Consider the following 23,443-nt stretch of genomic DNA (forward strand, 5'->3'; position numbering starts at 1 on the left):
CGTATCAATATCAGAATACAAATGGAAGCACTAACCCGGCGGGGAGATGTACGGTCCTGTATGCGCATCACGTTCCTCGGAACCGGCAGCGCGATGCCAGTCCCCGGGCGGGCACAGACCGGACTCCTCCTCGAATCGGACTCGGACGCCCTCCTCGTGGACTGTGGCTCCGGCGTGCTGAGCAGACTGGCAGAGACGGACGTCGGCTACGAGGGCATCTCGTCGGTCCTCTTGACGCACCGCCACCTCGACCACGTCTCCGACCTGATGGCCCTCCTCAAAGCGCGCTGGCTCGCGGGCGAAGAGTACCTCGAAATCGTCGGTCCAGAGGGAACGCGCGAACTCGTCGAAGGTCTCCTCGACGTGCACGACTACCTCCAAAAGAGACTCACGGTCGAACTCCGAGAAATCGGTCCCTCGTCGTTCGATGTCGCCGGCTTCCACGTCGAAGGATTCGAAGTTCACCACTCGATGTACACGCTGGCCTATCGCTTCGCCCACGACGAGAGCGACGGCGAGTTCGTCTTTTCGGGCGACACCGAACCGTTCGACGACCTTGCGAACTTCGCGGAAGGTGCGTCGGTGTTGGCCCACGAGTGCGCCTTCCCCGACGACCTCGACATCTCGAATCACACGACGCCGAGCGCGCTCGGACGCGTGCTGAAAGGCCGCGATATCGACCGCGTGTTTCTCACGCACCTCTACCCGCACGCCGCCCGCCAGACGGACGAACTCGTCGCTGGCGTTTCACGAAACTTCGACGGCGACGTGGCCGTCGCGGAAGACGGTTTGAGGGTCGAACTTTAATTCGAGCCGCGAATCACGGTCCCCGGCGACTCGCCGGCAACGAACTCTCCTAGGCCCTCGGGACCGAAGATGTGCGCCGGCGCGCCGAGCGCCAGTAGTTTCTGTACTTTCGCGGCCATGCCACCGGTCACGTCCGTGGAGTCAGACCCGCCGAGCGCGTCGGCCGCGTCTCCGAACGCCGTAATCTCCGGAATCACGTCGCCCGCGGTGTCGAGGACGCCCGGAACGGTCGAACACAGACCGACGCGGTCGGCGTCGAGACCCGAGGCGAGCGAGACGACGAGGTCGTCGCCGGAGACGATTGTCGCACCCTTGCCCGCGTGGGCGATTACGTCGCCGTGGAGGACCGGGACGAACCCCTCGCCGAGCATCGTCTCGGTCGCGGCGAGCGGGAGCGACAGCGACCCGTCTTCTTCGCGTGCGCCCGCGGAGAGTGGGTGAACCGGAAGCGCAGGAACGCCGCGCTCGGCGAGCGCGTCCAGCACGGCATCGTTCAGGCGTTTCATCGCGTCGTTGATTTCTCGGATGCCGGCCACGTCGTGCGTTCCCGACTCGGAGGAGACGCCGTGGTCGGCGGCGTGGTGGTGGCCGAAGCTTCCGCCGCCGTGGACGACGACGACCTGTCCCGCTTCTGCAAGGGCGGCGACGGCATCGACGGCCGCCGCCAGTCCGCTCTCGTCTACGGTTTCGGCCTCGTCTTTGTCGGTGACGACGCTCCCGCCGAGTTTGAGGACGACGAGGCTCATTGGTCGCCCTCTGTCGCGCCTTGCTCGTCGGACTCGACGCGCACGCCCTCGGTTGCGAGTTCCGCGCGGAAGGCGTCTTCACACCCCGGTGTGAACCGGAGCGCCGTGTTCGTCTCCGGCGTCGGGTCCAGCGCGACGGTACACCCACCGCCGCCAGCGCCGGTGAGTTTGGCTCCGTACGCCCCGGCCTCGCGGGCGGCCCACACCATCGAATCGAGCGAGCGCGAGGAGACGCCCAGCGCTTCGAGCAGGCCGTGGTTGAAGTTCATGAACCGGCCGAGTTCTTCGAGCAGGTCTTCGGTGGGTTCGACGTCGGGGTCGGCATCGGCGAGGAGTCCCTCGCCCTGTCGAACGATGTTGCCGATGGTCTCGACGGTGTCGGCGGCGAAGTCGTACTTGTCGCGGAGACCGCGGACGTGCGAGACGAGCGCGCCCGTGTCGCCCGCGCCGCCGTCGAACCCGATGACGAACGGGAGTGCGGGCGCGTCGATAGTTCGGCAGTCGTCGCCCTCGACGCGGACCGCACCGCCCATGGCCGAACAGAACGTGTCGGCGCGGGAGGCCTGCCCGTCTTGGACCTCGTGTTCGGCCCGGTACGCTCTGTCCGCGATTTCGCGGGGCGTGAGTTCGACGCCGAGTTCGCGCGTCGCGGCGTCGATACCGGCGACGACGACGGCCGCCGAGGAGCCGAGTCCGGCACCGAGCGGGATGTCGCTCTCGACGGTGATATCGAAGCCTGCGTCGGGTGCGTCGGCCGCATCGCGGGCCTGTTCGACGGCGGCGTCGATGTAGCCCATCGCGGCCTCGACGAGGGGCGTGGGCACGTCAACGTCGGGTCGCTCGCCGGTCGAACCGCTGTACTCGACGGTGAAGCCGTTCAGACTCAAATCCTCCGCGCGCACGCGAACGTGGTCGTCATCCCGCAGCGAGACCGAAACCGTCGCGCGCCGCTCGACGGCGCAGGGGACGGCGGGTTCCCCGTAGACGACGGCGTGCTCCCCGAAGAGATACACCTTGCCGGGGGCGCTCGAAACAGTCATACACCGGGCTTTCTGTGGGATTCGCTTAAGCGTATCCGACCGGCGTCGTCACCGGGAGTGGAGCGTTGTCAGTGAGGGCGGAGTGCCGTCAGTTGGAACGGAGTGTTGCCACTGCGAGGTGAGTGTCGTCACTGGCGGGTTGGGTTCGAAAAAATCAGCGCGCTGGCGTTATGCGCTCGCTTCGACTTCGTCGGCGTCGAGTCCGACGAGTTCTTCGTACTCTTCGTCTGCGCCACCGCTGCGGAGGTAGCGAACGACGGCGGCGATGCCGACGAGGAGGACGAGACCGAAGACGAGTCCCATACCCGGCCCGGAACTCGACTCGTCGTCCGTCTCTTCGTCTGCTTCGATTTCGACCTCGACGGCCTCTTCCATCTCGATTTCGTCCGTCTCGTCTGCGTCGCCTTCGCGCGAGAATCTACTCATGAGGGGGGCACGGTTGGTCGGGCGGAACTCGAATCCGTCGTGCAGGTGCACCTCGAAGAGGGTAAAATCTGCCATACACCTCAATACGCCCACAAGAACCATAGTCGTTGTGGGAGGCGTGAAGATTCGTTGTATTCATCACGCTACCACTGGTCACTTTCACGCATGGACGACGACCGCCGCGACTTTTTGGAATCGTTACTCACGACGCCAAGCCCATCCGGATACGAGACCGACGGCCAGCGAGTGTGGGTCGAGTACGTCTCGGAGTTCGCCGACGACGTGACCGTCGATGCCTACGGAAACGCCGTCGCAGTCCACGAAGGGTCGGGCGACGGCCCGGAAATCGCCTTTACCGGCCACGCCGACCAAATCGGCTACATCGTCCGCGACATCGACGACGACGGCTTCGTCCGTATCGGTCCCATCGGCGGCGCGGACCGAACCGTCTCGAAGGGCCAGCACGTCACGGTTCACGGCGACGAGGACGTACCCGGCGTCATCGGCCAGACTGCGATTCACCTCCGCGACGTGGGCAGCGAAGAGTACGACGACCTCGAAGAGCAGTTCGTCGATATCGGCGCGACGTCGAAGGACGAGGCGACCGAGTACGTCGAAGTCGGCGACCCCGTGACGGTCGAAGCGCAGGTTCGTGACCTCGCGGGCGACCGCATCGCCGCCAACGGCATGGACAACCGCGTCGGCACGTGGTCCGCCGCAGAGGGCCTGCGCGCGGCGGTCGAAGCGGACGTTGACGCGACGGTCTACGCCGTGAGCACGGTCCAAGAAGAGGTCGGCGTGCAGGGTGCCAAGATGGTCGGTTACGACCTGAACCCCGACGCGATGGTCGCCGTAGACGTGACGCACGCGACGGACAATCCCGACGTGCCGGGCAAGGCCAAGGGACCAGTGGAACTCGGCGAGGGACCGGTCGTCTCGCGGGGGAGCGCCAACCACCCGAACGTCGTCGCGCTCGCCCGCGACGCGGCCGAGGGCGCAGACATCGACGTGCAACTCCAAGCCGCCGGAATTCGAACGGGCACGGACGCCGACGCGTTCTACACCAGTCGCTCCGGCATTCCGTCGCTCAACATCGGTATTCCGAACCGCTACATGCACACGCCGGTCGAAGTCGTCTCGACCGACGACCTCGACGACGTGGCCGCATTGCTCGGCGCGATGGCGTCGCTCGCGGGCGATGTCGATTCGTTCGGCGTCGAGTTGTAACTCGGCGTGGACGTGTAGTTCGGTGTGAGCGACTGCAGGAAAACGGGCGCGCGGTGGTCCACGACAGGAGCCAGTCGAGACGCCGCAGAGGCACAATCTGTTTCGGGAAGTTCGACGTCTCGGCGAACGGTGGCGGCTCACTGTCGCTCGGGAAGACCACCGCGATTCCGTGGCGGGGCCACCATCCCTGAGCAGTGAACGCTGGCAGCTATCTTAGCGTACTAGGATAGCGTTCTGTCATTCTCAGCTAACCGACAAGTTGGTGGTATCACTCAGTAGTAGTATGGTATGCACAGCCCTCGCACGGCTTCCGGCCGAAAGAAAACCGTTAAAAGTCGCCACACGGTGTTTCCACGTATGGCTGGAACTATCGAAGTGCTCGTTCCCGGCGGGAAGGCGAACCCCGGTCCGCCGCTCGGACCCGAGCTCGGCCCGACGCCCGTTGACGTGCAGTCGGTTGTTAGCGAAATCAACGACCAGACCGCCGCGTTCGACGGCATGGAAGTCCCCGTTACCGTCGAGTACGAGGACGACGGCTCGTTCTCTATCGAAGTCGGTGTCCCACCGACGGCGGCACTCATCAAGGACGAAGTCGGTTTCGACACCGGCAGCGGCGAACCCCAGAAGGACTTCGTCGCCGACATGTCCATCGAACAGCTCAAGAAGGTCGCCGAGCAGAAGTCCTCTGACCTGCTCGCCTACGACCTGAAGAACGCCTCGAAGGAAGTCGCAGGGACGTGTGCGTCCCTCGGCGTCACCATCGAAGGCGAAGACGCCCGCACGTTCAAAGGGCGTATCGACGGCGGCGAATTCGACGACGCGTTCGACGAATAATCGTCTACGGACCGTCGAACCGCTCTTTCCGTCCGGTCGAGTTCGCTCGGCCGATGTTCTTCTCTCACCACTGAATCACCGCTCTTCGCACAGGTGTATGTGGTGCCGTCACACGCGGAAACGCCCGATTTCGGGCGACTCGGCGGGTTTTCTTCGACGGACTTAAGTTGAACCTACTCGTCCTGCCGGACGAGGCAGGCAGTAGCCTGTTTCACTGACCCGTAGGAGCAATCCTGCGTACTACGGAGGTGAATAATGGCAGATACAATAGTTGACGCAGTCTCTCACGCACTTGACGAGGCCCCCGGGCGGAATTTCCGCGAAACCGTGGACCTCGCTGTCAATTTGCGTGACTTAGATCTTAACGACCCGTCGAAGCGTGTAGACGAGAGCATCGTGCTCCCGTCAGGCACCGGGCAGGACACCCAGATTGTGGTGTTCGCAACCGGTGAGACAGCAGTCCGTGCTGAAGACGTTGCCGACCAAGTTCTCGGGACATCCGAACTCGAGGACCTCGGTGACGACACGGACGCCGCAAAGGACCTTGCCGACGAAACCGACTTCTTCGTCGCAGAGGCAGGACTGATGCAGGACATCGGTCGCTACCTTGGTACCGTTCTCGGTCCACGCGGTAAAATGCCGACGCCGCTTCAGCCTGACGACGACGTGGTCGAGACGGTGAACCGGATGAAGAACACGGTGCAGCTTCGCTCCCGTGACCGACGTACGTTCCACACGCGTGTCGGTGCTGACGACATGTCTCCCGACGAAATCGCGGAGAACATCGACGTCATCATCCGTCGTCTCGAAGCGACGCTCGAAAAAGGCCCCCTCAACATCGACTCTATCTTCGTGAAGACGACGATGGGTCCATCCGTGGAGGTGCCCGCATGAGCGAGTCTGAAACACGCCGAACTGAGGTCATCCCGCAGTGGAAGCAAGACGAAGTTGACGCGCTCGTTGACTTCATCCAAGGGTACGAATCCGTTGGTGTCGTGGGTGTCGCGGGCATCCCGAGCCGACAGCTCCAGGCAATGCGCCGCGGGCTGCACGGCTCCGCCGAGGTGCGCATGAGCCGTAACACGCTCGTGAACCGCGCGCTCGACGAAGTCCAAAACGGCTTCGAAACCCTCTCTGACTACGTTTCCGGACAGGTTGCCCTCATCGGCACGAACGACAACCCGTTCGCCCTGTACAAGGAACTCGAGGCGTCGAAGACGCCCGCACCGATTAACGCCGGTGAAATCGCGCCGAACGACATCGTCATCCCCGAGGGTGACACGGGTGTTGACCCGGGTCCGTTCGTCGGCGAACTCCAGCAAGTTGGCGCCTCTGCGCGCATCATGGACGGCTCCATCAAGGTGACCGAGGACTCCAAAGTCCTCGAAACCGGTGAAGTCGTCTCCGAAGAGCTTGCAGGCGTCCTCTCCGAACTCGGCATCGAACCCAAGGAGGTCGGTCTCGACCTTCGTGGCGTCTTCTCCGAAGGCGTCCTGTTCAAGCCCGAGGAACTCGCAATCGACGTGGACGAGTACCGCACGGACATCCAGTCCGCGGTCGCCGCCGCGACCAACCTCTCGGTCAACGCGGCCTACCCGACCACGCAGACCGCGCCGACGCTCATTGCGAAGGCGACTGGCCAAGCCAAGGCCGTTGGTCTCTTTGCCAACATCGAGAGTCCGGACTTCATGCCGGAACTCATCGCCAAGGCAGACGCCCAGATTCGCGCGCTCGCCGCGCAAATCGACGACGAAGAGGCGCTCCCCGAGGAACTCCGCGGCGCTGTCGCACCTAGTGCGCCCGCCACGGAAGACGAAGAAGAATCGACTGACGAAAGCGCAGAGGAAGCCGACGAGGCAGACGCTGACGACGCCGACGACGAAGACGACGGCGACGACGCAGGCGACGCTCTCGGCTCTCTGTTCTAACAACACACAAGGAACACAACAATGGAATACGTCTACGCTGCTCTCATCCTGAACGAGACGGACGCAGAGATCAACGAAGAAAACATCACCGCAACCCTCGAGGCTGCCGGTGTCGATGTCGAAGAGTCCCGTGTCAAGGCGCTCGTCGCCGCACTCGAGGACGTTGACATCGAAGAGGCCATCGAGACGGCCGCTGCCGCTCCTGCACCCGCTGCAGGCAGCGCCGGTGGCGAAGTCGAGACGGCCGACGATGACGACGAAGAAGAGGCCGCTGAAGAAGAGGCCGCTGAAGAAGAAGACGAAGACGACGAGGCAGACGGCGAAGGTCTCGGCGCGCTCTTCGGCTAATTCGGACACAGCGACCGCATCCGCGGTCACACTTCGTTTCCAACCCCGATTTCTTTCGACGCTCGTCGGCGAGCGGTAGCACTCCGATAGCACTGCTGCCGTTGTGACACTCAGTCTCGCAGCGTAGGTTCATACCCGGTGACGGAACCACTCCCGCTCGATGTCCGTCGTTGGCTCGATGCCCGCAGTCGGCCCGGTACCCACAATCGGCCCGATAGTCGCAGGTGTCGTCGCCGGTATCCTCCTCGGGACGTGCTCGGGTCTCGTCCCGGGTCTCCACGCCAACGCCTTCGCGCTCCTCCTAGCGTCGGCCGCGCCGCAGGTGCAGGGACCGCCGTCGGCGATTACCGCCGCGATGCTCGCCGCGGCGACGGTCCACACGTGTCTCGATATCGTTCCGAGTCTCGCGTTGGGCGTCCCCGACCCCGCGCTCGCCCCGGGCGCGTTGCCGGGTCATCGACTCGTCCTCGGGGGTCGCGGGCGCGAAGCGCTCCGCCTCTCGGCCCTCGGGAGTGGCTTCGCGCTCTGTCTCACGCTTCCGATTGCGGTGCCGCTCACCACGGCGATGGTTCGATTGTATCCGCTGCTTCGAGACTCGCTCCCACTCGTGCTCTTCGCGGTCGTCGTCGCACTCGTCTGGACCGAACCGACCGCGCGGGCTAAAGTCGCCGCGCTCGTCTCGCTCGTCGCCGCGACGACGTTGGGACTCGTGACGCTCGACGCCTCGTTTTCGGGACCGCTCCCCGTCGGCGACGTACTCGCGCCGCTGTTGGCCGGGTTGTTCGGGATGCCCGTCTTGCTCGATGCGTGGGAGAGCGCGGGGGTGCCCCCGCAGGACGACGCGACGATTGCGACGACCAAGCGCTCGGTCGTGCGGAGTATCCTCGCCGGAACGGGCGGGGGCGCGTTCGTCGGTTATCTGCCGGGCGTCTCGGCGGGTGTCGCGGGGACGCTCGCGCTGAGCGTGCTCCCCATCTCCGACCCCGAAGAGACGGCGCGCGCGTACGTCGTCGCCACGAGTGCGGCGACGACAGCGACGACAGTGTTCGCGCTCTTTGCGTTCACCGGGCTTGGGACGCCCCGAACCGGCGTGCTCGTCGCGCTCGCCGACGCGAACCTCCCGTCCGGTCTCGCGCTCGCGGTTCCGGTGACGGTGTGTGCGGGTATCGTCGGCGTGGTGTCGGTGCCGGTGCTCGGCGACCGCGTGCTTGCGCTGGTCGGGCGAGTAAACCAGAAACGCCTCGTCGCGGGCGTCTGTCTCCTGCTCGTCGCGCTCTCGTGGGGTTTTACCGGCAGTGGTGGCGTCGCGGTTCTCCTCGTCGCAACCGCGGTCGGGTTGCTCCCGCCGCGACTCGGGTGCCGCCGAGTCCACTTGATGGCAGTGTTGCTCGGGCCGCTCGTGGTCGGGTAGAACGAATCCGCTCGAAGTGTGACACACCGTACCGTTCATTGAACCCGGAAAGACAACGGTTAAAGGTCACGCGCCGGTTTGTTCTTCGTATGAGCGACGCAGAACAGCGACACGCTCGACAGTGTGTGTCCTGTGGCATCAACATCTCCGGTATGAGCGCGGCGACGTTCGACTGTCCGGACTGTGGCAACGAGATTTCTCGGTGCTCCAAGTGCCGTAAGCAGAGCAACCTCTACGAGTGCAACGAGTGCGGTTTCCTCGGACCCTGATACAACAATGGGAAAAGTAGCAGCCAAGATTAAGGTCATGCCGAACAGCCCGGAACTCGATCTCGACGACCTCGAGACGAAACTCGAAGACTCCCTCCCTGAGGGCGCGAAAATCAAGGGCTTCGAGCGCGACGACGTCGCGTTCGGTCTCGTCGCCCTCCTGCCGACGGTCATCGTCCCCGACGACGCCGGTGGCACCGAGGCCGTCGAAGAAGCGTTTACGAACGTCGAAGGCGTCGAGAGCGTCTCCGTTCAGAACGTCGGCCGTATCTAACGCGGACCAGACGTTTTCTCCACCCTACGACGCGACCACAGAGCGGATGCGCTGGCGCGTGTGGTCCTCCATGAGGACGATGCCGAGGACCATCCCCAATCCGACTCCGAGCATGACGGTGACGGGGAAGAAGTCCCAAATCACGCCGGTGAGTCCGCCGAGCATGATACCGATGGCGAGTCCGATTCCGAACCACTCCCCGGACCAACTCGTCGTCTCGCGGAGTTCGTGCTGGATGACGGCCTGCTCGTCGAGTTCGGTGGCAGACGCCGTTGGTTGCGGCTGTCCGAGCACCTCGTCTGCGAGCGTTGCGGATTCTTGAGACATATATGATGATTCAACGTTTAGAAATATAATCGTTCTCGCGGTTCTCAAACATCGAAAACGACGAAAATAAAGAACGTGAGGTTGCGAGCGGGTCTTACAGCGCGGCGTCGAACGCCTGCTGGAGGTCGGCTTTCATGTCGTCGATGTGTTCGACGCCGACCGAGACGCGGATGAGACCGTCGGTGAGGCCCGCGGCGAGTCGCTCTTCACGTGGAATCGCGGCGTGGGTCATCGCCGCCGGTTGCTCGATGAGGCTCTCGACGCCGCCGAGGCTCTCGGCGAGCGTGAACACCTCGGTCTCCTCGATGACGGTCGATGCCTGTTCGAGCGTGCCGTCGAGTTCGAACGAGAGCATGCCGCCGAAGTCGTCCATCTGCTCGCTCGCAAGGTCGTGTTGCGGGTGACTTTCGAGACCGGGATAGAAGACCTCAGAGACGGCCTCGTGGTCGTCGAGCCACGCCGCGAGTTCGCGGGCGTTGTCGCAGTGGCGGTCCATGCGGACGGGCAGCGTCTTCGTCCCGCGAAGGACGAGGAAGCAGTCGAACGGCGAGGGCGTCGCGCCGACCGAGTTCTGGTAGAACGCGATTTCCTCGTCCAACTCCTCGTCGTCGGTGACGAGCGCGCCGCCGACCACGTCGGAGTGGCCCCCGAGATACTTCGTGAGCGAGTGCGAGACGATGTCCGCACCGTGTTCGAGCGGGCGCTGGAGGTACGGCGTGGCGAAGGTGTTGTCCACCGTACAGAGGGCGTCGTACTCGTGGGCGATTTCGGCGAGCGCTTCGATGTCGTTGACGCGCATCAGGGGATTGGTGGGCGTCTCGACCCACACGAGTTCGGTCTCCTCGCGCATCGCGTCGCGGACGGCGTCGTGGTCGGTCGTCTCCACGAAGTCGAATTCGAGGTCGTACTTCTCGTAGACCTGTGTGAAGATACGGTGGGTTCCCCCGTAGACGTCGTTGCCGGCGACGACGTGGTCGCCCGCTTCGAGCAGGTTGAGCACGGTGTTGATAGCGCCCATCCCCGAGGAGAACGCGCGGCCGTACGCGCCGCCTTCGAGCGCGGCGAGGTTGGTTTCGAGGTCGGTTCGCGTCGGGTTGCCGGTTCGAGAGTACTCGTAGCCGCGGTGGTCGCCGGGACCGTCCTGTACGTAGGTCGAGTTGGCGTAAATCGGCGTCATGAGCGCGCCCGTCTCCTCGTCCGGTTCCTGACCGGCGTGGATGGCGCGGGTTTCGATGCGTCGCTCGTCTTCGGACATACGTGGATGCCCGCACTCGCTCAGGTTAAGTCCGTCTCTCCGCGACAGGTACGCGGATGTGGCACACGCGCGGTCCGTAACGTGCAATTTATAACGGCGACGCAAGTATTCGTTCTCACGACTATGCCGAGCTCCAACGGTCCACTCAAGGGTACGCGTGGAAAGCTTTCGAACAAACCCCGAGAGCGCGGAACCTCCCCGCCGCAGCGCTCTATCGCCGAATTCGAGGAGGGCGAGAAGGTCCACCTCAAGATCGACCCAAGCGTGCGCGAAGGCCGCTTCCACCCGCGCTTCAACGGTCTCACCGGTGAGGTCGCAGGCAAGCAGGGCCGTGCGTTCAAGGTCCTCATCAACGACGGTGGTAAGGAGAAGACCGTCATCGTCCGACCTGCCCACCTGCGCGCCCAGAAGTAAGCAATGACTATCTTCAAAGAAAAGCTCGACGAGGAGTATCTCACGATTTCGGAAGTGAAGGAACTCCTCGCCGAGGTTGAGGCGGACCGCGCACTCGACGAAGAGCGCGAGATGCGCTACGAACTGGCCCGTGCAATCGAGCACGTCAACCGGTTCGCTCACCTCGACCCCGAGGAATCGCGCGAACTCGTCGAGGAGCTCGCCGAACTTGAGAAAATCGACGACGCGACTGCCATCAAAGTCGCGGACCTCCTCCCCGAGTCCCGCGACGAACTGCGCGCAGTGTTCGCCCAGCAACGGTACGCACTCTCCGGTGACGAACTCGACGAAATTCTCAACATCGTCGCCAAATACATCTGACCGCGGTACCACGCGGCCAACTATTTAAATAGCAAGTCGTCGTATCTACTGACATGACTACGACGGATAGCGGTGACACCGACACGGCGGGTGAGTACGCTGTCCTGCTCGACGTACTCAGACACGGACGTCGAAGCGACAACCGACGATTCGATTCAGCCCCCGTCGCGTACGCCCTCGCCGAGTCGAACTTTCACCTCCTCGAACTGACGCTCACTGAAGACTCGGACGTGAGTATCGGTGACCGCGTCCTCATCTCTCCGGTCGAAGACCGCGAAGACGTTGCGCAGGTCTCACGAATCGGGTACGACGACCTCTCGAACACCGCCCACTCCGAGTTGGAGTACGTGGTCGAAGACATCGTCGATGCCGACGAAACCCGATTCGTCGATTTCTACAACGACGCCCAACCCATCACGCTTCGACTCCACCAGTTGAATCTCCTGCCCGGAATCGGGAAGAAACTCCGCGACAAGGTGCTCGAAGAGCGCAAGCGCTACGGCCCGTTCGAGTCGTTCGACGACCTCGAAGAACGCGTCTCCGGTCTCCACCATCCGAAAGACGTGGTCATCGAGCGCATCCTCGACGAGATTCGCGGCGACGATGTGAAGTACAAGACATTCGTCCGCGCCGACGCATAAGCGGAGCGGGACTTTTACCCACTCGCGTCTGCTACCCTCGCCAATGACCAGTGACGGACCAGTTGGTTCCGAGTCGGTCGCCCGCGACCCCGATGCGCTCATCCGCCGGGCCGGCGCTCGCGGCGACCCAAACCGCGACCAACACTTCCTCGTGGACGACCGCGTCGTCGATCGAATTCCGACGTACCTTCCGGACGAGGCGGACCGCTCGCACGTCCTCGAAATCGGCGGCGGCCCCGGCGTGCTCACCGACCGCTTGCTTCGTGCCGCCGACCGCGTGACCGTCGTCGAACAGGACGAGACGTTCGCCGCACACCTCCGACGCGAGTTCGCCGAGGAGGTCGAAGCCGACCGGCTCACCGTCGTCGAAGGTGACGCCCTCGACGTCGAACTTCCCGAGTTTACGGCGTGTGTCTCGAACCTTCCCTACAGCATCTCCTCGGAGATTTCGTTCCGGTTGCTTCCGACCGGCAAGCCGCTGGTGTTGATGTTCCAGAAGGAGTTCGGCGAGCGCATGGCCGCCGACGCCGGCACGTCAGAGTACGGCCGTCTCTCGGTGAGCACCCAACACTACGGTGCTGTCGAGGTCTGCGAGCACGTTCCGCGCGAGGCGTTCGCGCCGAAACCGGCCGTCCAGAGCGTCATCGTCCGCATCACGCCTCGGGAACCGGATTACGAGGTGGACGACGAGCAGTTCTTCCTCGATTTCGTCAAGGCGTTGTTCACCCAGCGCCGCAAGACGATTCGCAACGGCATCCGAAACACCGCACACATCTCGGGACTCTCCGACCCCGAGGCGGTCGTCGAGGCGGCCGACGAGGACGTCCTGCGAAAACGCGCGGGCAACATGGCACCCGCCGACTTCGCTCGACTCGCCCGACTCGCCGCCGAAACCGGTTTGTAAGCTATGGCCCTCTTTACCGACATCGCAACGTTGTTCTCGACGACCGAAGCACGCATCGCCGCGACAGTCGTGACGGTCATCGTCGTCGGACTGGTCTGGGCGGTCTCTGCCCGACTCCACGAAAAGGACGTCGAAGCCGTCTCCGGGCCGTTTTGGCACCTCGCGGTGACCTTGCTCCGGCTCTCGACCGTCCTCGGCGGCGGGGTCGTCCTCGTCGGCATCTGGGCGAGTTCGCCTGCCGTCGGTACGTTCGTCTCGCAGTACAACGTCGGGAGCGAGATGGTCGTTCAGGCGGGTCTCTCGGTCGCGTTCGTCGTCGGGGCGTACATCGTCACGTCGGTTCTCGCCAGACTCACGAAGGAAGTTGCGAGCACGCGACCCGAGATATCCGACCACCAGCGCGAGATCATCTACCGAATTTCGCAGGTCGCCGTCTACCTCGTCGTGTTGGTTCTCATCCTCGGCGTCTGGCGGGTTGACCTCGGCGGTTTCCTCGTCGGTGCGGGATTCCTCGGTATCGTCGTCGGGATGGCCGCCCGTCAGACACTCGGTGCGGGTATCGCGGGCTTCGTCCTCATGTTCTCCCGACCGTTCGAAATCGGCGACTGGGTCGAGATTGGAGACCACGAGGGCATCGTGACCGACATCACGGTCGTGAACACTCGCATCCAGACGTTCGACGGCGAGTACGTGATGGTCCCGAACGACGTGGTGAGTTCCGAGAGCCTCGTCAACCGGAGCCGAAAGGGCCGACTCAGACTGGAAATCGAAGTCGGCGTCGATTACGGAAGCGACCTCCAGCACGCCGCGGAAGTCGCCCAAGAGGCGGTCGAAGAACTCGAAGAAGTCCTCTCGGTCCCGAAACCGCAGGTCGTCGCCAAGCGCTTCGGCGATTCGTCGGTCGTACTCGGCGTCAGACCGTGGATAGACCGCCCGAGCGCTCGTCGGCGGTGGCGCGCACAGACGGCCGTCATCGAGGCTATCCACGACGCGTTCGCAGAGGAAGGTATCACCATCCCGTTCCCACAGCGCGAACTCTCTGCGCGCGAGGACTCGGGCCCGGTCTCGCTCACCGAACCCGCATTCATCGGGTCCGAACCGAACGACCGGTCTAGCGGGGGCGAGAACCGATGAGAGACCTCGCAGAACGACGCGGGATGAACATCTCGGTGTACCAACCCGCCGAAGACTCGGGCCTGCTCGCACGGGCCGCAATCGACAGGGTACAGGGGCGGGTCCTCGAAGTCGGCACCGGCTCGGGGTGGGTCGCCGCCCAGATTGCAGAGCGGACCGACGCCGACGTCGTCGCCAGCGACATCAACCCGCACGCCTGTCGGCAGGCGACCGAGCGCGCAGAGAAACTCCGCGCCGAGGGCCAGCGGGGATTCGACGTGGTTCGCGGCAACCTCGTCGAACCGTTCCGTGACGAGGCGTTCGATACGGTCGCGTTCAACCCGCCGTACCTCCCCGAGCACCCGGACGGGACGCCGCAGGACGACTGGATGGAACAGGCGCTCACCGGCGGCGAAGACGGCCGCGCCGTCATCGACCCGTTCCTCGATTCGGTGGGTCGCGTGCTGAAACCCGACGGCGAGGCGCTCTTGCTCGTCAGCAGTCTCTCGGGCTACGACGAAGTGCTCGCCCGCGCCGAGGCGAACGGGTTCGACCACGAGGTCGCAGTCCAGGAGTCGTATCCGTTCGAGACGCTCACGGTCCTCGCCCTGAAATAACTGGCATGCATTTGTTGGGATAGGAAATATTATACTCCGTCATTTCATAGCGGAGAGTGATGACCGAACTCGTCTCGACCACACCGGGACTGTATCCCCTCCCGGATTGGGCGAAACAGGACCTCTCCGACCTCAAAGGTCACCAGAAACACGACCTCATCTCCGGCGACGAAGGCCCGGAGATCGTAGACGTGTACGACCGTGCCCGCGAGGAAGTCGTCTCCGAGCAAGTCGATGCGGGACTCGACCGCATCGTCGAAGGCCAACTGCGCTGGGACGACATGCTGGCACACCCGTTGACCGTACACGAGAACGTCGAGACCGGCGGTATCGTCCGCTACTACGACAACAACAACTTCTACCGCGACCCGCAGGTGAAAGGCGAACTCACCTTCTCCGGCGACGTCGCGGCCGAACTCGACGCGACGAGCGAACTCCTCGACGACGAGGCACTGCAGGCCGTCCTCCCCGGCCCGTACACGCTCGCAGAACTCGCTACGAACGAGTACTACGACGACGACGCTGCCTTCCTCGACGCCGTCGGCGAGTTCCTCGCCGGTGAGGTCGATGCCTTCCCGGAACACGAGACGCTGTTCCTCCTCGAACCCTCGCTCGTCACCGACGCACCCGACGAAGACCTCGACGAACGCGTCCCCGACGCAATCGACCGCATCGTTGATGCGACCGACGCCGACGTGGTCGTCCAGTCCTACTGGGGCGCACTCGAAGAGAAAGTCTACGCGCACCTCATGGACGCGAACGTGGACGCACTCGGCTTCGACTTCGTCGCCGGCGACCGCGACCAGACCCTGTACAACATCAACGAGTACGGCACGAAAGACGACATCGCACTCGGTCTCGTCAACGGGCAGAACACGCTCGTCGAGTCGCCCGAGACCGTCCACGAGCGCGTCGAGTGGACGCTCGACCGCATCGCCAACAAGTCGTTCGACCGCGCGTACGTGACGACCAACACCGAACTGTTCTACCTGCCGGAGAACCGCGCGACCGAGAAACTGACCGCCCTCGCTGAAATCGCCAACATCCCGGAGGTGAAAGCATGAGCCGAGACGTCGAGAACCGCGAGCAGTTCCGCCCCGACGACCACGAATCCGACCACTTCCTCCTGACGACGGTCGTGGGTTCCTACCCGAAACCCAAGTGGCTCAACCGCGCCACCGACCTCGCCGACGACCCGGACTCCAAGTTCACCGACGAGCACCTCCACGAGGCCCACGACGACGCCTGTCGCGTCATCACCCACGAGCACGAACGCGCCGGACTCGACACCGTCGTGGACGGCGAGATGCGCCGCAACGAGATGGTCGAGTACTTCGCCCACCGAATCCCCGGCTACGAGTTCAACGGGCCGGTCAAAGTCTGGGGCCACAACTACTTCGACAAACCATCCGTCGCCGGTGAGGTCGAGTACGACGAACCGTGGCTGGTGGACGAGTTCGAGTTCACCCAGAACGTCGCCTCTCGCCCGGTCAAAGTCCCAATCACGGGACCGTACACCCTCGCCAGTTGGTCGTTCAACGAGCACTACGATTCTGAAGCAGAACTCGCCTACGCGCTCGCCGACCTCGTGAACGAGGAGATAGAGAAACTCGTCGAAGCGGGCGCTCGCTACATCCAAATCGACGAACCCGCGCTGGCGACGACGCCGGACGACCACGCCATCGTCGGCGAGTGTCTCGAACGCATCGTCGCGGGCGTCCCCGACGAGGTTCGCATCGGCCTGCACGTCTGTTACGGCGACTACTCGCGCATCTACCCCGAACTCAACGACTACCCAATCGACGAGTTCGACGTGGAACTCTGCAACGGCGGCTACGAGCAAATCGACGTGTTCACCGAGCCAGAATTCGAACCCGACCTCGCACTCGGCGTCGTGGACGTCCACACCGCCGAAGTCGAGACGGTCGAAGAGATTAAGGAGAACATCAAGCAGGGTCTCAAGGTCGTTCCCCCGGAGAAACTCACCGTCTCGCCCGACTGCGGTGTGAAACTCCTGCCCCGCGAGGTGGCTTACCAGAAGATGGAGAACATGGTCAAAGCCACCCGCGAAGTCGAAGCCGAACTCGACGCGGGCGAAATCGACCTCGCCGCGCCGGTTCCGAAGGCGGACTAAGCCAGTCTCTCTGCGGTTTTTGTTTCATGCCGATTTCGTCGCCCGAATAGACAGCGTCATCGGGATGTCCGGTTCCCCGCCGGGGAAGCGCCACCACCCGTCGTCACCTTCGACGAGATTCGGGAAGCGCTCGTAGCATATCTTCGGGAACTCGTGGACGAACTCGATATCGAGACCAACCCCGATGAGCGCGTTCAGGATATCGCCCGTCGTGTGTGCCCAGAAGAAGGTCGTCCCGTGTTCGATTTTGTCGTCGCTGGCATAGCCCTCGTCGCCTTCGTATCGGTGGACTTCGTCGGAGAACTACGGATACTCGAACTTGGCCCACTGTTCCCTCGTCTCTTCGATCGCGCCGACGACGGGGTGGATTTCGGCGATGTAGAACGTCCCGCCGGGTTTCAGGAAGTGGTCGATGATTTCCGCCCACTGGTCGATATCTGAGAGCCAGCTAATCGCGCCGTAGGAGGTGAACACGACGTCGAACTCGCCATCGAGATTCTCTGGGAGTTCGTACACGTCGCTCTCGACGAACCGGGCTTGGTCGGCGTCGATTCCCGCCTCGTCGCGGAGTTCGCGGGCCATCTCGATTGCCTTCGGTGAGAAGTCGATTCCCGTTACGGTCGCGCCTTCGCGCGCCCACGAGAGCGTGTCCATGCCGAAGTGACACTGGAGGTGGAGGAGGGAGTTACCTTCGACCGAGCCGAGTTCCTCGCGTTCGAGGTCCATCAGGCTCGATTCGCCAGCCAAGAACCCGTCTACGTCGTAGAGCGGTGTGGTGGGATGGAGTTCGGCCAACTCGTCCCAGTGGTCGCGGTTGGTCGCGCGAAAGTCGTCCATACGTCGCCACCGCAACACGGGAATAAGTGCTTTGTCCGGTGTCGAGTGTCCCCGCGGCACACACCGGAAAGACGGATTCGAGACGGTCGAACGAAGAGAGCGCGGACGCGTGCAACCGTAGCGGTTGCTCACGACCGAGAAAAACGGAAAATGCGACGGTAGTCGCGTTCGCTTATTCGTAGAGCCAGCTCGCGTCGATGCGCTCGTAATCGACGAGTTCGTCCTCGTCGAAGAAGAGTGCAATCTCGCGCTCGTTGGCGCCCTCGTCCTCGTGGTCGGAGCCGTGGATGACGTTCCGGCCGAGGTCGAGTCCGTAGTCGCCGCGGATGGTTCCGGGGGCGGACTCTGCGGGGTCGGTCTCGCCCATCATGCGGCGGACCTGTCGCGTCGCGTCCTGTCCTTCCCAGACCATCGCAAAGACTGGGCCGGAGGTGATGAAGTCAACGAGACCCTCGAAGAACGGCTTGCCCTCGTGCTCGCCGTAGTGTTCGTGGGCGAGTTCCTCGTCGATCTGCATGAACTTGCCGCCGACCATCTTCAGGCCGCGGTCTTCGAAGCGAGCGACGATGTCGCCGATGAGGCCGCGCTGGACGCCGTCCGGCTTGACCATCACGAAGGTTCGCTCGTCGGACATCTAGTTGTCCTCCGACCGGCCGCGTGCGCGGCGGCCTGCTTCCGTCCACTCAAGGTCGCGGGCTTCGCGCCCGAGGAAGTAGTTCTTCTCCGCCTTGGAGTCCTTGAAGTGGAGCACGGTACCGTCGTTCTTGACGTACATCGTGCCCGTGCCGGGCTCGATTTCGTCGCCACTGTAGTCGCAGGTACGTTTTTCCACCATGATTACTGTCCTCCGATGGAGTCAGCGTCACGCTGGGTCTCACGGAGCTGCAGGATGTCGCCCTCTCGGACGGGACCCAGCACGTTTCGCGTGATGATACGGCCCTGGTTGGAGCCTTCCTGGATGCGGCATTTGACCTGCATGGCCTCGCCGTGCATCCCAGTCTTTCCAACGACTTCGATGACTTCGGCAGACGTCGAGTCGTTGGCTTGTTCGTCCGCGCTCATGGTCGGTTATCGAAGGTCCTCGACCTTGGTCGCGATGTCTTCGACCTGCTCCGAAGCCTCGCCGGAATCGACGATGGCCGCGGCAGCACTGCCGACTTCGAGGCCGGCGGCGTGGCCGATGTCGTCCTGCGTCTCGACGAAGATGAACGGAATACCCTTCTCGTCTGCAATCTCGGGGAGGTGCATGACGATCTCTTCGGGCGAGACGTCCTCGGCGATGAGCACGAGCTTCGCGTTGCCACGCTCGATGGACTTGGTCGTTTCGTTGGTTCCTTTCTTCACGATACCAGTATCTCGGGCGACCTCGAGCGCCTCGACGGCGCTGTCAGCGAGGTCGGCCGGTACGTCGAAGTCTACGTAGACAGCCATTGTTGTTCACCTATGTTCCTGTTCGCGGGCTCGACTCCCTCGCCGGCGTCACCGGTCGGTCGGTCGCAACCGGTGGGTACGAGTATATCCCTTACGGCGAGGAGATTCATCAACCCCGGACAGGCTGTACCCGTTCCTTACTCAGGACCCCATAAAAGCGCTTTCAAAATCTCATCGCCGTGCGAGAGGCCAACACGCACCGAGAGAAACGCCCTTTTCGGCTGACTCTGTAGCGAACGTATGAACGGTCCCGGCGACGACGCCCGCGACGATACCACGCCTTCTCACATCGGCACCGACGTGGACATCGAAGCGCTCGCAAGCGCCTGTCGTGACGACGCGATGGCGACGAACCAACGCCGCGTACTCGTCTTCGCAGGCGACAGAGACGCCGGTATCGACGCCGCCTTCGATACCGTCCGCGGTGCCGACGTGCCAGACGACGAAGTGACGTTCGTCACGAGTCGAGATGGATTCCGCTTCCACCGAGTCGAACCCGTCCACGCCTCGAAACTCCTCGGCACCACGCGAAGTATCGTCGTCCTCGATTGCCACGACGCCTTCTCGCCAAACGCGCTCGGCCGCGTCGCCGGCGCGGTCGATGGCGGCGGCCTGCTCGTCTTGCTCACCCCCTCGCTCGACGAGTGGCCCGCGCGTCACGACCAGTTCGACGAACGTCTCGCCGTCCCGCCCTACTCGCTCGACGACGTGACCGACCGCTTCCGAAGTCGCCTCGTCGCCACGCTTCGGGATCACCCCGGCATCGCGGTCGTGAACCTCGACACGCACACCCTCGAACGCGACGGAACTCACGAACAGGGACTCCACTTCGACGTGCCCGACGCGTTCGTCCCGACGAAGCACGTCTTTCCCACTCGGGCCTACGAGGACTGTCTCACCGCCGACCAGTCGGAGACGCTCGCCGCGCTCGAAGCCCTTCGAACGCCCGGCAACGCCGTCGTGGTCGAGGCCGACCGGGGGCGAGGGAAATCGAGCGCCGCCGGCCTCGCCGCAGGGAGTCTCGCCGCCGAGGGAAAGCGCGTCGTCGTCACCGCTCCCGGCACGCAGAACGCCGCCGAGGTGTTCGAGCGCGCCGAGCGGCTGCTGGCCGAACTCGGCGAACTCGCATCGAGAGAGCAGTACGGTCTCACTTCGAACGCGGGCGGGCGCGTCCACTTCGTCCCACCGACCGACGTCGAATCCGCGCTCGACGATTGCGACGCGCTCGTCGTGGACGAGGCGGCCGCGCTCTCGGTTCGCTTGCTCACGTCGTTCCTCGACGCTCCTGCCGTTGCATTCTGTACGACCGTCCGCGGCTACGAAGGCGCGGGACGCGGGTTCGCCGTTAGATTTCGTGGCCACCTCGACGACTCCGAATTCGACGTTTCGGACGTTCGACTCGACCACCCGATTCGCTACGCCGCGGGCGACCCGCTCGAATCGTGGACGTTTCGGGCGCTCTTGCTCGATGCCCGGCCCCCAGTCGGCCAACTCGTCGCCGACGCGACGACCGAATCCGTCGAATATCGCACGTTCACGGCCGACGACCTGCTGGCCGACGAGCACCTGCTTCGAGAAGTGTTCGGACTCCTCGTCCTCGCGCACTACCGGACCGAACCCGACGACTTGGCCCGCCTGCTCGACGCGCCGAACCTCACGATTCGGGCGCTCACGCACGAGGGCCACGTCGTCTCCGTGGCGCTCCTCGCACGCGAAGGTGGATTGGACGAGGAGACGCGCGACCACGTGTACTTCGGCGGGCGCATCCGCGGGAACATGCTCCCCGACGTGTTCACCAGCCAACTCCGCGACGAGGACGCCGGAATCCCAGTCGGCTATCGCGTCATGCGCATCGCCACCCACCACGCGGTTCGGAGCCACGGACTCGGCTCTCGACTCCTGACCGAGATTCGCGGCGAGTTCGCAGGCGAGGCGGATTACCTCGGCGTCGGGTTCGGTGCCACACCCGAGTTACTCTCGTTCTGGGAGGACAACGACTACGGCGCGGTGTACCTCTCGACCACCCGCAACGACACCAGCGGCGAGCACTCGGTGCTCATGCTCCGTCCGCTCTCCGAGGCGGGCCGCGAACTCGCCGACCGCCACACGGGCTATTTCGAGACCCGGACCATCGACATGCTCTCGGACCTCCTCTCGAATCTCGACCCCGACGTGGTTCGCGGCGCGCTTCGGGCGACTCGCTCGCCGTACACGCCCGAGCTATCGGCCTACGAGTGGCGAACCGTCGCCAGCGCGGCCTACGGACCGGGACTGTCGAGTATCGCCCTCGGTGCGTTTCGGCGACTCGCCGTCGCGTACCTCACTTCCCCCGGTGAGTTAGACGAGCGCCAAGAGCGCCTCGTCGTTCGAAAAGTCCTCCAAGCCCACTCGTGGGACGACGTCGCCGACGAGTTGGAGTACCACTCCACGAGTCAGGCGATGCGGGCACTCGGGACGGCGTTCCAGCCGATTGTCGATAGATTCGGGACGCCCGAGGCACACGGCGAGCGGGACCGGTATCTGGACTGACTGGGAGCACCCCTGCTTGTCGCACTGCATTTCTGCGGTACAGCGATGTGGCTCCGTGACGAGTATCGACCATGGAGACGTGTAGCGAAGACGACTGCGAGAACCCCGCCGCCGTCAGGCTCTACATCCCGTGGGACGAGGACAGAGACGTCTGTACGGCCCACGGCCGCGTGCTCGCTCAACGAGACGGCGTCGTCGCCGAGCCACTCGACGGCGCAGAAAAGTTCTGGAAGTAGCGGAGAGACCACACGGAGCGACCGATGGCGCGAGTGTACCTCTATCGGAGTGAGACGGCCATCATCACTTCGTTGACGTACTCGTCGTCGATTTTGTAGTGGTCCTCGCGGACCGCTTCGGTCTCCCAACCGTGGTCTTCGAGGAAGGTAATCGCGCCCTCGTTCGTCGATGGGATACTGTTGTAGAGTTTCTCGAACCCGTGGTCGCGCGCCCAGTCGGTCCCTTGAGCGAGGAGTTCTTTCCCGATGCCGTGGCCACGATAGTCGGCGCGGACGCCGACGGTGAGTACCGCCGTGTGGCTCAGTTTCGCGGCTTCTGGCAGGTCGAGGTGAACCCATCCCGCGAGGTCGTCGTCCACGGTGGCGACGAACACCATCCGCGAGGAGAGTTCGTTGTGGCGCAACACGACTTCCTCGTGGTCGAGCACGTCCGCGACGGTCTCGGCTTCGATGTAGGTCCCCTCTTCGGCGACTTCGTTGATGGCGTCGATGAGGCTCTCCAAATCCACGTCCTGGGCCATCCGAATCGTGACGTCGAGGTCGCCTAACTCGACCGTTCGCTCTTCTTCTGTCGCGTAGGCGACTTCGACGTGCTTGCCTACTTTTCTGATGTAGCCGTCGCGGCGCAGAATCGTCAGGTGCGTCCCGAGTGCCGCCGGTTCGAAGTTGAGCGCTCGTCGGACCTCGTCTTCTCGGACGGAGCCGTGTCGCTCGATGTATTCGTAGATGTCTTTGCGGTCCTTGTGGTCGAACGTTAGCGTGTCAGTAACTTCCATGGTATCGTATCACAGGCCTAGTTATTAATTGTTATTCGTGATATTCTAGACAGACACAGCGTTTCGTAGTGGACGACGACCCAACTGCGACGGTCCCTCTCCCGTCAGTTTCGGGCGGGAACGCACGTCAGCAGTTGTGCCGTATCGAGGGCGCTGTGCGTCCTGAGCAACAGTTCTGCGGCCTCTCTGACGGTGAACTCGGGGTCGTACTCGACGCCGTAACACCGAACGTAGAGCGAGAGCCAGTCGTTGAGCGCCCGTTCGAGCAACCGAAACTCCTCGGGGGTGAACTCGACCATTCGCCCGCCGGTTCGCGCCTCGATGTAGAGGGCGACGACCGGGCCGACACCGTCGCGGGCGTAGGCGAGCGCCTTCGACTCGGCTGTACCTTCACCCTCAGTCGCACCTTCGTCCTCTCCGTCGTCCACTGGTGGTTCGAACGACTCGCGCGCCCGTCTGGCCTCGGCGGCCAGCGCTCGCACGCGCTCGCCGAACCGGACGTGTTCCGGGTCGCGGCGTCTCTCTTTCCGCCTCGCGTGCTCATTGTCGGCCATCGTCT

The 23,443-nt window shown here is 63.7% G+C and carries 31 protein-coding genes; 19 read left to right on the top strand and 12 right to left on the bottom strand.

All coding sequences use genetic code 11. From position 1 onward, the window contains the following. The first annotated feature begins 60 nt into the window (after positions 1-60). Positions 61-807, top strand: a complete 747-nt coding sequence (locus ACFQJC_RS00845; RefSeq protein ID WP_390221352.1) for an MBL fold metallo-hydrolase — start codon at positions 61-63, stop codon at positions 805-807. Here the strand turns inward: ACFQJC_RS00845 and ACFQJC_RS00850 are convergent. The 3 genes from ACFQJC_RS00850 to ACFQJC_RS00860 form a co-directional block, all read right to left on the bottom strand. Beyond that, the gene (locus ACFQJC_RS00850; protein WP_390221353.1) at positions 804-1,553 is read right to left on the bottom strand and encodes an isopentenyl phosphate kinase; all 750 of its coding nucleotides are present in this window, start codon (positions 1,551-1,553) and stop codon (positions 804-806) included. The two genes, ACFQJC_RS00845 and ACFQJC_RS00850, sit on opposite strands and share 4 nt — an antisense overlap. Beyond that, positions 1,550-2,593: a mevalonate kinase gene (mvk, locus tag ACFQJC_RS00855; RefSeq protein WP_390221354.1), complete on the bottom strand. Its 1,044-nt coding sequence runs from the start codon at positions 2,591-2,593 to the stop codon at positions 1,550-1,552. The genes ACFQJC_RS00850 and mvk overlap by 4 nt, the downstream gene beginning before the upstream one ends. Positions 2,594-2,761: 168 nt before the next feature. After that, a complete protein-coding gene (locus ACFQJC_RS00860) occupies positions 2,762-3,094 on the bottom strand; it encodes a hypothetical protein (RefSeq protein ID WP_390221355.1) in 333 nt (110 codons plus the stop codon). Between the two features lie 90 nt (positions 3,095-3,184). Here ACFQJC_RS00860 and ACFQJC_RS00865 point away from each other — a divergent pair, with 90 nt between their 5' ends. The 8 genes from ACFQJC_RS00865 (at position 3,185) to ACFQJC_RS00900 (ending at position 9,310) form a co-directional block, all read left to right on the top strand. Then, entirely contained in the window at positions 3,185-4,246 is a 1,062-nt protein-coding gene (locus tag ACFQJC_RS00865; RefSeq protein ID WP_390221356.1) for a zinc-binding metallopeptidase family protein, read from the top strand. 357 nt (positions 4,247-4,603) lie between these two features. Further along, complete coding sequence (locus tag ACFQJC_RS00870; protein WP_390221357.1) at positions 4,604-5,080, top strand: 50S ribosomal protein L11; 477 nt, start codon at positions 4,604-4,606, stop codon at positions 5,078-5,080. A gap of 255 nt (positions 5,081-5,335) precedes the next feature. Further along, the gene (locus ACFQJC_RS00875; RefSeq protein WP_390221358.1) at positions 5,336-5,974 is read left to right on the top strand and encodes a 50S ribosomal protein L1; all 639 of its coding nucleotides are present in this window, start codon (positions 5,336-5,338) and stop codon (positions 5,972-5,974) included. After that, the gene (locus tag ACFQJC_RS00880) at positions 5,971-7,008 is read left to right on the top strand and encodes a 50S ribosomal protein L10 (protein WP_390221359.1); all 1,038 of its coding nucleotides are present in this window, start codon (positions 5,971-5,973) and stop codon (positions 7,006-7,008) included. The genes ACFQJC_RS00875 and ACFQJC_RS00880 overlap by 4 nt, the downstream gene beginning before the upstream one ends. A gap of 21 nt (positions 7,009-7,029) precedes the next feature. Continuing rightward, positions 7,030-7,356, top strand: coding sequence for a 50S ribosomal protein P1 (gene rpl12p, locus ACFQJC_RS00885; RefSeq protein WP_390221360.1), 327 nt, complete (start codon positions 7,030-7,032; stop codon positions 7,354-7,356). 160 nt (positions 7,357-7,516) lie between these two features. Beyond that, a complete protein-coding gene (locus ACFQJC_RS00890; RefSeq protein WP_390221361.1) occupies positions 7,517-8,767 on the top strand; it encodes a tripartite tricarboxylate transporter permease in 1,251 nt (416 codons plus the stop codon). An 89-nt stretch (positions 8,768-8,856) separates the two neighbouring features. Then, positions 8,857-9,036, top strand: coding sequence for an HVO_2753 family zinc finger protein (locus ACFQJC_RS00895; RefSeq protein ID WP_390221362.1), 180 nt, complete (start codon positions 8,857-8,859; stop codon positions 9,034-9,036). Between the two features lie 7 nt (positions 9,037-9,043). Further along, complete coding sequence (locus ACFQJC_RS00900) at positions 9,044-9,310, top strand: elongation factor 1-beta (protein ID WP_390221363.1); 267 nt, start codon at positions 9,044-9,046, stop codon at positions 9,308-9,310. A 24-nt stretch (positions 9,311-9,334) separates the two neighbouring features. On the opposite strand, the gene ACFQJC_RS00905 is transcribed toward ACFQJC_RS00900, so the two are convergent. Continuing rightward, positions 9,335-9,637: a glycine zipper domain-containing protein gene (locus ACFQJC_RS00905; protein ID WP_390221364.1), complete on the bottom strand. Its 303-nt coding sequence runs from the start codon at positions 9,635-9,637 to the stop codon at positions 9,335-9,337. A gap of 94 nt (positions 9,638-9,731) precedes the next feature. Continuing rightward, positions 9,732-10,892 carry a cystathionine gamma-synthase gene (locus ACFQJC_RS00910; RefSeq protein ID WP_390221365.1) on the bottom strand — a complete coding sequence of 387 codons (1,161 nt, stop codon included), beginning with the start codon at positions 10,890-10,892 and terminating at the stop codon, positions 9,732-9,734. A gap of 123 nt (positions 10,893-11,015) precedes the next feature. Here ACFQJC_RS00910 and ACFQJC_RS00915 point away from each other — a divergent pair, with 123 nt between their 5' ends. Genes ACFQJC_RS00915 through ACFQJC_RS00950 form a run of 8 tightly spaced genes read left to right on the top strand, consistent with a single transcriptional unit; the run spans position 11,016 to position 17,075 of the window. Then, positions 11,016-11,306, top strand: a complete 291-nt coding sequence (locus ACFQJC_RS00915; protein ID WP_390221366.1) for a 50S ribosomal protein L21e — start codon at positions 11,016-11,018, stop codon at positions 11,304-11,306. Between the two features lie 3 nt (positions 11,307-11,309). Beyond that, the gene (locus ACFQJC_RS00920; protein WP_390221367.1) at positions 11,310-11,666 is read left to right on the top strand and encodes an RNA polymerase Rpb4 family protein; all 357 of its coding nucleotides are present in this window, start codon (positions 11,310-11,312) and stop codon (positions 11,664-11,666) included. Positions 11,667-11,719: 53 nt separating this feature from the next. Continuing rightward, positions 11,720-12,307: a DUF655 domain-containing protein gene (locus ACFQJC_RS00925; protein ID WP_390221368.1), complete on the top strand. Its 588-nt coding sequence runs from the start codon at positions 11,720-11,722 to the stop codon at positions 12,305-12,307. A gap of 43 nt (positions 12,308-12,350) precedes the next feature. Next, positions 12,351-13,211 carry a 16S ribosomal RNA methyltransferase A gene (locus ACFQJC_RS00930; RefSeq protein WP_390221369.1) on the top strand — a complete coding sequence of 287 codons (861 nt, stop codon included), beginning with the start codon at positions 12,351-12,353 and terminating at the stop codon, positions 13,209-13,211. Positions 13,212-13,214: 3 nt separating this feature from the next. Continuing rightward, positions 13,215-14,345, top strand: a complete 1,131-nt coding sequence (locus tag ACFQJC_RS00935; RefSeq protein ID WP_390221370.1) for a mechanosensitive ion channel family protein — start codon at positions 13,215-13,217, stop codon at positions 14,343-14,345. Beyond that, complete coding sequence (locus tag ACFQJC_RS00940; protein WP_390221371.1) at positions 14,342-14,941, top strand: HemK2/MTQ2 family protein methyltransferase; 600 nt, start codon at positions 14,342-14,344, stop codon at positions 14,939-14,941. Before ACFQJC_RS00935 ends, ACFQJC_RS00940 begins: the two co-directional genes overlap by 4 nt. A gap of 59 nt (positions 14,942-15,000) precedes the next feature. Next, a complete protein-coding gene (locus tag ACFQJC_RS00945; protein WP_390221372.1) occupies positions 15,001-16,005 on the top strand; it encodes a 5-methyltetrahydropteroyltriglutamate--homocysteine methyltransferase in 1,005 nt (334 codons plus the stop codon). Further along, entirely contained in the window at positions 16,002-17,075 is a 1,074-nt protein-coding gene (locus ACFQJC_RS00950) for a methionine synthase (protein WP_390221373.1), read from the top strand. Before ACFQJC_RS00945 ends, ACFQJC_RS00950 begins: the two co-directional genes overlap by 4 nt. Before the next feature lie 303 nt (positions 17,076-17,378). On the opposite strand, the gene ACFQJC_RS00955 is transcribed toward ACFQJC_RS00950, so the two are convergent. The 5 genes from ACFQJC_RS00955 to rpl7ae form a co-directional block, all read right to left on the bottom strand. After that, the gene (locus ACFQJC_RS00955; protein WP_390221374.1) at positions 17,379-17,912 is read right to left on the bottom strand and encodes a class I SAM-dependent methyltransferase; all 534 of its coding nucleotides are present in this window, start codon (positions 17,910-17,912) and stop codon (positions 17,379-17,381) included. A gap of 172 nt (positions 17,913-18,084) precedes the next feature. Then, positions 18,085-18,546, bottom strand: a complete 462-nt coding sequence (ndk, locus tag ACFQJC_RS00960) for a nucleoside-diphosphate kinase (protein WP_390221375.1) — start codon at positions 18,544-18,546, stop codon at positions 18,085-18,087. After that, the gene (locus ACFQJC_RS00965) at positions 18,547-18,747 is read right to left on the bottom strand and encodes a 50S ribosomal protein L24e (protein WP_390221376.1); all 201 of its coding nucleotides are present in this window, start codon (positions 18,745-18,747) and stop codon (positions 18,547-18,549) included. 2 nt (positions 18,748-18,749) lie between these two features. Then, a complete protein-coding gene (locus ACFQJC_RS00970; RefSeq protein WP_390221377.1) occupies positions 18,750-18,974 on the bottom strand; it encodes a 30S ribosomal protein S28e in 225 nt (74 codons plus the stop codon). Positions 18,975-18,980: 6 nt separating this feature from the next. Further along, positions 18,981-19,343, bottom strand: coding sequence for a 50S ribosomal protein L7Ae (rpl7ae, locus tag ACFQJC_RS00975; RefSeq protein ID WP_390221378.1), 363 nt, complete (start codon positions 19,341-19,343; stop codon positions 18,981-18,983). A 240-nt stretch (positions 19,344-19,583) separates the two neighbouring features. On the opposite strand from rpl7ae, the gene tmcA reads away from it, so the two are divergent. Both tmcA and ACFQJC_RS00985 read left to right on the top strand, forming a co-directional pair. After that, entirely contained in the window at positions 19,584-21,872 is a 2,289-nt protein-coding gene (tmcA, locus tag ACFQJC_RS00980; RefSeq protein ID WP_390221379.1) for a tRNA(Met) cytidine acetyltransferase TmcA, read from the top strand. Between the two features lie 71 nt (positions 21,873-21,943). Next, positions 21,944-22,108 (top strand): hypothetical protein, encoded by a 165-nt coding sequence (locus ACFQJC_RS00985; RefSeq protein WP_390221380.1) that lies wholly within the window; start codon positions 21,944-21,946, stop codon positions 22,106-22,108. A 41-nt stretch (positions 22,109-22,149) separates the two neighbouring features. Here the strand turns inward: ACFQJC_RS00985 and ACFQJC_RS00990 are convergent, their stop codons facing one another. Further along, positions 22,150-22,884: a GNAT family N-acetyltransferase gene (locus ACFQJC_RS00990; protein WP_390221381.1), complete on the bottom strand. Its 735-nt coding sequence runs from the start codon at positions 22,882-22,884 to the stop codon at positions 22,150-22,152. Between the two features lie 104 nt (positions 22,885-22,988). Then, on the bottom strand, positions 22,989-23,438 hold the full coding sequence (locus ACFQJC_RS00995) for a hypothetical protein (RefSeq protein WP_390221382.1): 450 nt from the start codon (positions 23,436-23,438) through the stop codon (positions 22,989-22,991). Between the last annotated feature and the right edge of the window lie 5 nt (positions 23,439-23,443).

This window comes from Haloferax namakaokahaiae (assembly GCF_042663225.1).
GTDB lineage: Archaea > Halobacteriota > Halobacteria > Halobacteriales > Haloferacaceae > Haloferax > Haloferax namakaokahaiae.

Excerpts from the sequence above, each read along its gene's own strand:
- ACFQJC_RS00935 (WP_390221370.1), top strand. The coding sequence starts at position 13,215 with ATGGCCCTCTTTACCGACATCGCAACGTTGTTCTCGACGACCGAAGCA.
- tmcA (WP_390221379.1), top strand. The coding sequence starts at position 19,584 with ATGAACGGTCCCGGCGACGACGCCCGCGACGATACCACGCCTTCTCAC.
- ACFQJC_RS00930 (WP_390221369.1), top strand. The coding sequence starts at position 12,351 with ATGACCAGTGACGGACCAGTTGGTTCCGAGTCGGTCGCCCGCGACCCC.
- ACFQJC_RS00995 (WP_390221382.1), bottom strand. The coding sequence starts at position 23,438 with ATGGCCGACAATGAGCACGCGAGGCGGAAAGAGAGACGCCGCGACCCG.
- ACFQJC_RS00915 (WP_390221366.1), top strand. The coding sequence starts at position 11,016 with ATGCCGAGCTCCAACGGTCCACTCAAGGGTACGCGTGGAAAGCTTTCG.
- ACFQJC_RS00875 (WP_390221358.1), top strand. The coding sequence starts at position 5,336 with ATGGCAGATACAATAGTTGACGCAGTCTCTCACGCACTTGACGAGGCC.
- ACFQJC_RS00870 (WP_390221357.1), top strand. The coding sequence starts at position 4,604 with ATGGCTGGAACTATCGAAGTGCTCGTTCCCGGCGGGAAGGCGAACCCC.
- ACFQJC_RS00905 (WP_390221364.1), bottom strand. The coding sequence starts at position 9,637 with ATGTCTCAAGAATCCGCAACGCTCGCAGACGAGGTGCTCGGACAGCCG.
- ACFQJC_RS00880 (WP_390221359.1), top strand. The coding sequence starts at position 5,971 with ATGAGCGAGTCTGAAACACGCCGAACTGAGGTCATCCCGCAGTGGAAG.
- rpl7ae (WP_390221378.1), bottom strand. The coding sequence starts at position 19,343 with ATGGCTGTCTACGTAGACTTCGACGTACCGGCCGACCTCGCTGACAGC.
- ACFQJC_RS00965 (WP_390221376.1), bottom strand. The coding sequence starts at position 18,747 with ATGGTGGAAAAACGTACCTGCGACTACAGTGGCGACGAAATCGAGCCC.
- ACFQJC_RS00920 (WP_390221367.1), top strand. The coding sequence starts at position 11,310 with ATGACTATCTTCAAAGAAAAGCTCGACGAGGAGTATCTCACGATTTCG.
- mvk (WP_390221354.1), bottom strand. The coding sequence starts at position 2,593 with ATGACTGTTTCGAGCGCCCCCGGCAAGGTGTATCTCTTCGGGGAGCAC.
- ACFQJC_RS00845 (WP_390221352.1), top strand. The coding sequence starts at position 61 with ATGCGCATCACGTTCCTCGGAACCGGCAGCGCGATGCCAGTCCCCGGG.
- ndk (WP_390221375.1), bottom strand. The coding sequence starts at position 18,546 with ATGTCCGACGAGCGAACCTTCGTGATGGTCAAGCCGGACGGCGTCCAG.
- ACFQJC_RS00850 (WP_390221353.1), bottom strand. The coding sequence starts at position 1,553 with ATGAGCCTCGTCGTCCTCAAACTCGGCGGGAGCGTCGTCACCGACAAA.
- ACFQJC_RS00925 (WP_390221368.1), top strand. The coding sequence starts at position 11,720 with ATGACTACGACGGATAGCGGTGACACCGACACGGCGGGTGAGTACGCT.
- ACFQJC_RS00945 (WP_390221372.1), top strand. The coding sequence starts at position 15,001 with ATGACCGAACTCGTCTCGACCACACCGGGACTGTATCCCCTCCCGGAT.
- ACFQJC_RS00970 (WP_390221377.1), bottom strand. The coding sequence starts at position 18,974 with ATGAGCGCGGACGAACAAGCCAACGACTCGACGTCTGCCGAAGTCATC.
- ACFQJC_RS00940 (WP_390221371.1), top strand. The coding sequence starts at position 14,342 with ATGAGAGACCTCGCAGAACGACGCGGGATGAACATCTCGGTGTACCAA.
- ACFQJC_RS00910 (WP_390221365.1), bottom strand. The coding sequence starts at position 10,892 with ATGTCCGAAGACGAGCGACGCATCGAAACCCGCGCCATCCACGCCGGT.
- ACFQJC_RS00990 (WP_390221381.1), bottom strand. The coding sequence starts at position 22,884 with ATGGAAGTTACTGACACGCTAACGTTCGACCACAAGGACCGCAAAGAC.
- ACFQJC_RS00985 (WP_390221380.1), top strand. The coding sequence starts at position 21,944 with ATGGAGACGTGTAGCGAAGACGACTGCGAGAACCCCGCCGCCGTCAGG.
- ACFQJC_RS00890 (WP_390221361.1), top strand. The coding sequence starts at position 7,517 with ATGTCCGTCGTTGGCTCGATGCCCGCAGTCGGCCCGGTACCCACAATC.
- ACFQJC_RS00900 (WP_390221363.1), top strand. The coding sequence starts at position 9,044 with ATGGGAAAAGTAGCAGCCAAGATTAAGGTCATGCCGAACAGCCCGGAA.
- ACFQJC_RS00860 (WP_390221355.1), bottom strand. The coding sequence starts at position 3,094 with ATGGCAGATTTTACCCTCTTCGAGGTGCACCTGCACGACGGATTCGAG.
- ACFQJC_RS00955 (WP_390221374.1), bottom strand. The coding sequence starts at position 17,912 with ATGGACGACTTTCGCGCGACCAACCGCGACCACTGGGACGAGTTGGCC.
- rpl12p (WP_390221360.1), top strand. The coding sequence starts at position 7,030 with ATGGAATACGTCTACGCTGCTCTCATCCTGAACGAGACGGACGCAGAG.
- ACFQJC_RS00865 (WP_390221356.1), top strand. The coding sequence starts at position 3,185 with ATGGACGACGACCGCCGCGACTTTTTGGAATCGTTACTCACGACGCCA.
- ACFQJC_RS00950 (WP_390221373.1), top strand. The coding sequence starts at position 16,002 with ATGAGCCGAGACGTCGAGAACCGCGAGCAGTTCCGCCCCGACGACCAC.
- ACFQJC_RS00895 (WP_390221362.1), top strand. The coding sequence starts at position 8,857 with ATGAGCGACGCAGAACAGCGACACGCTCGACAGTGTGTGTCCTGTGGC.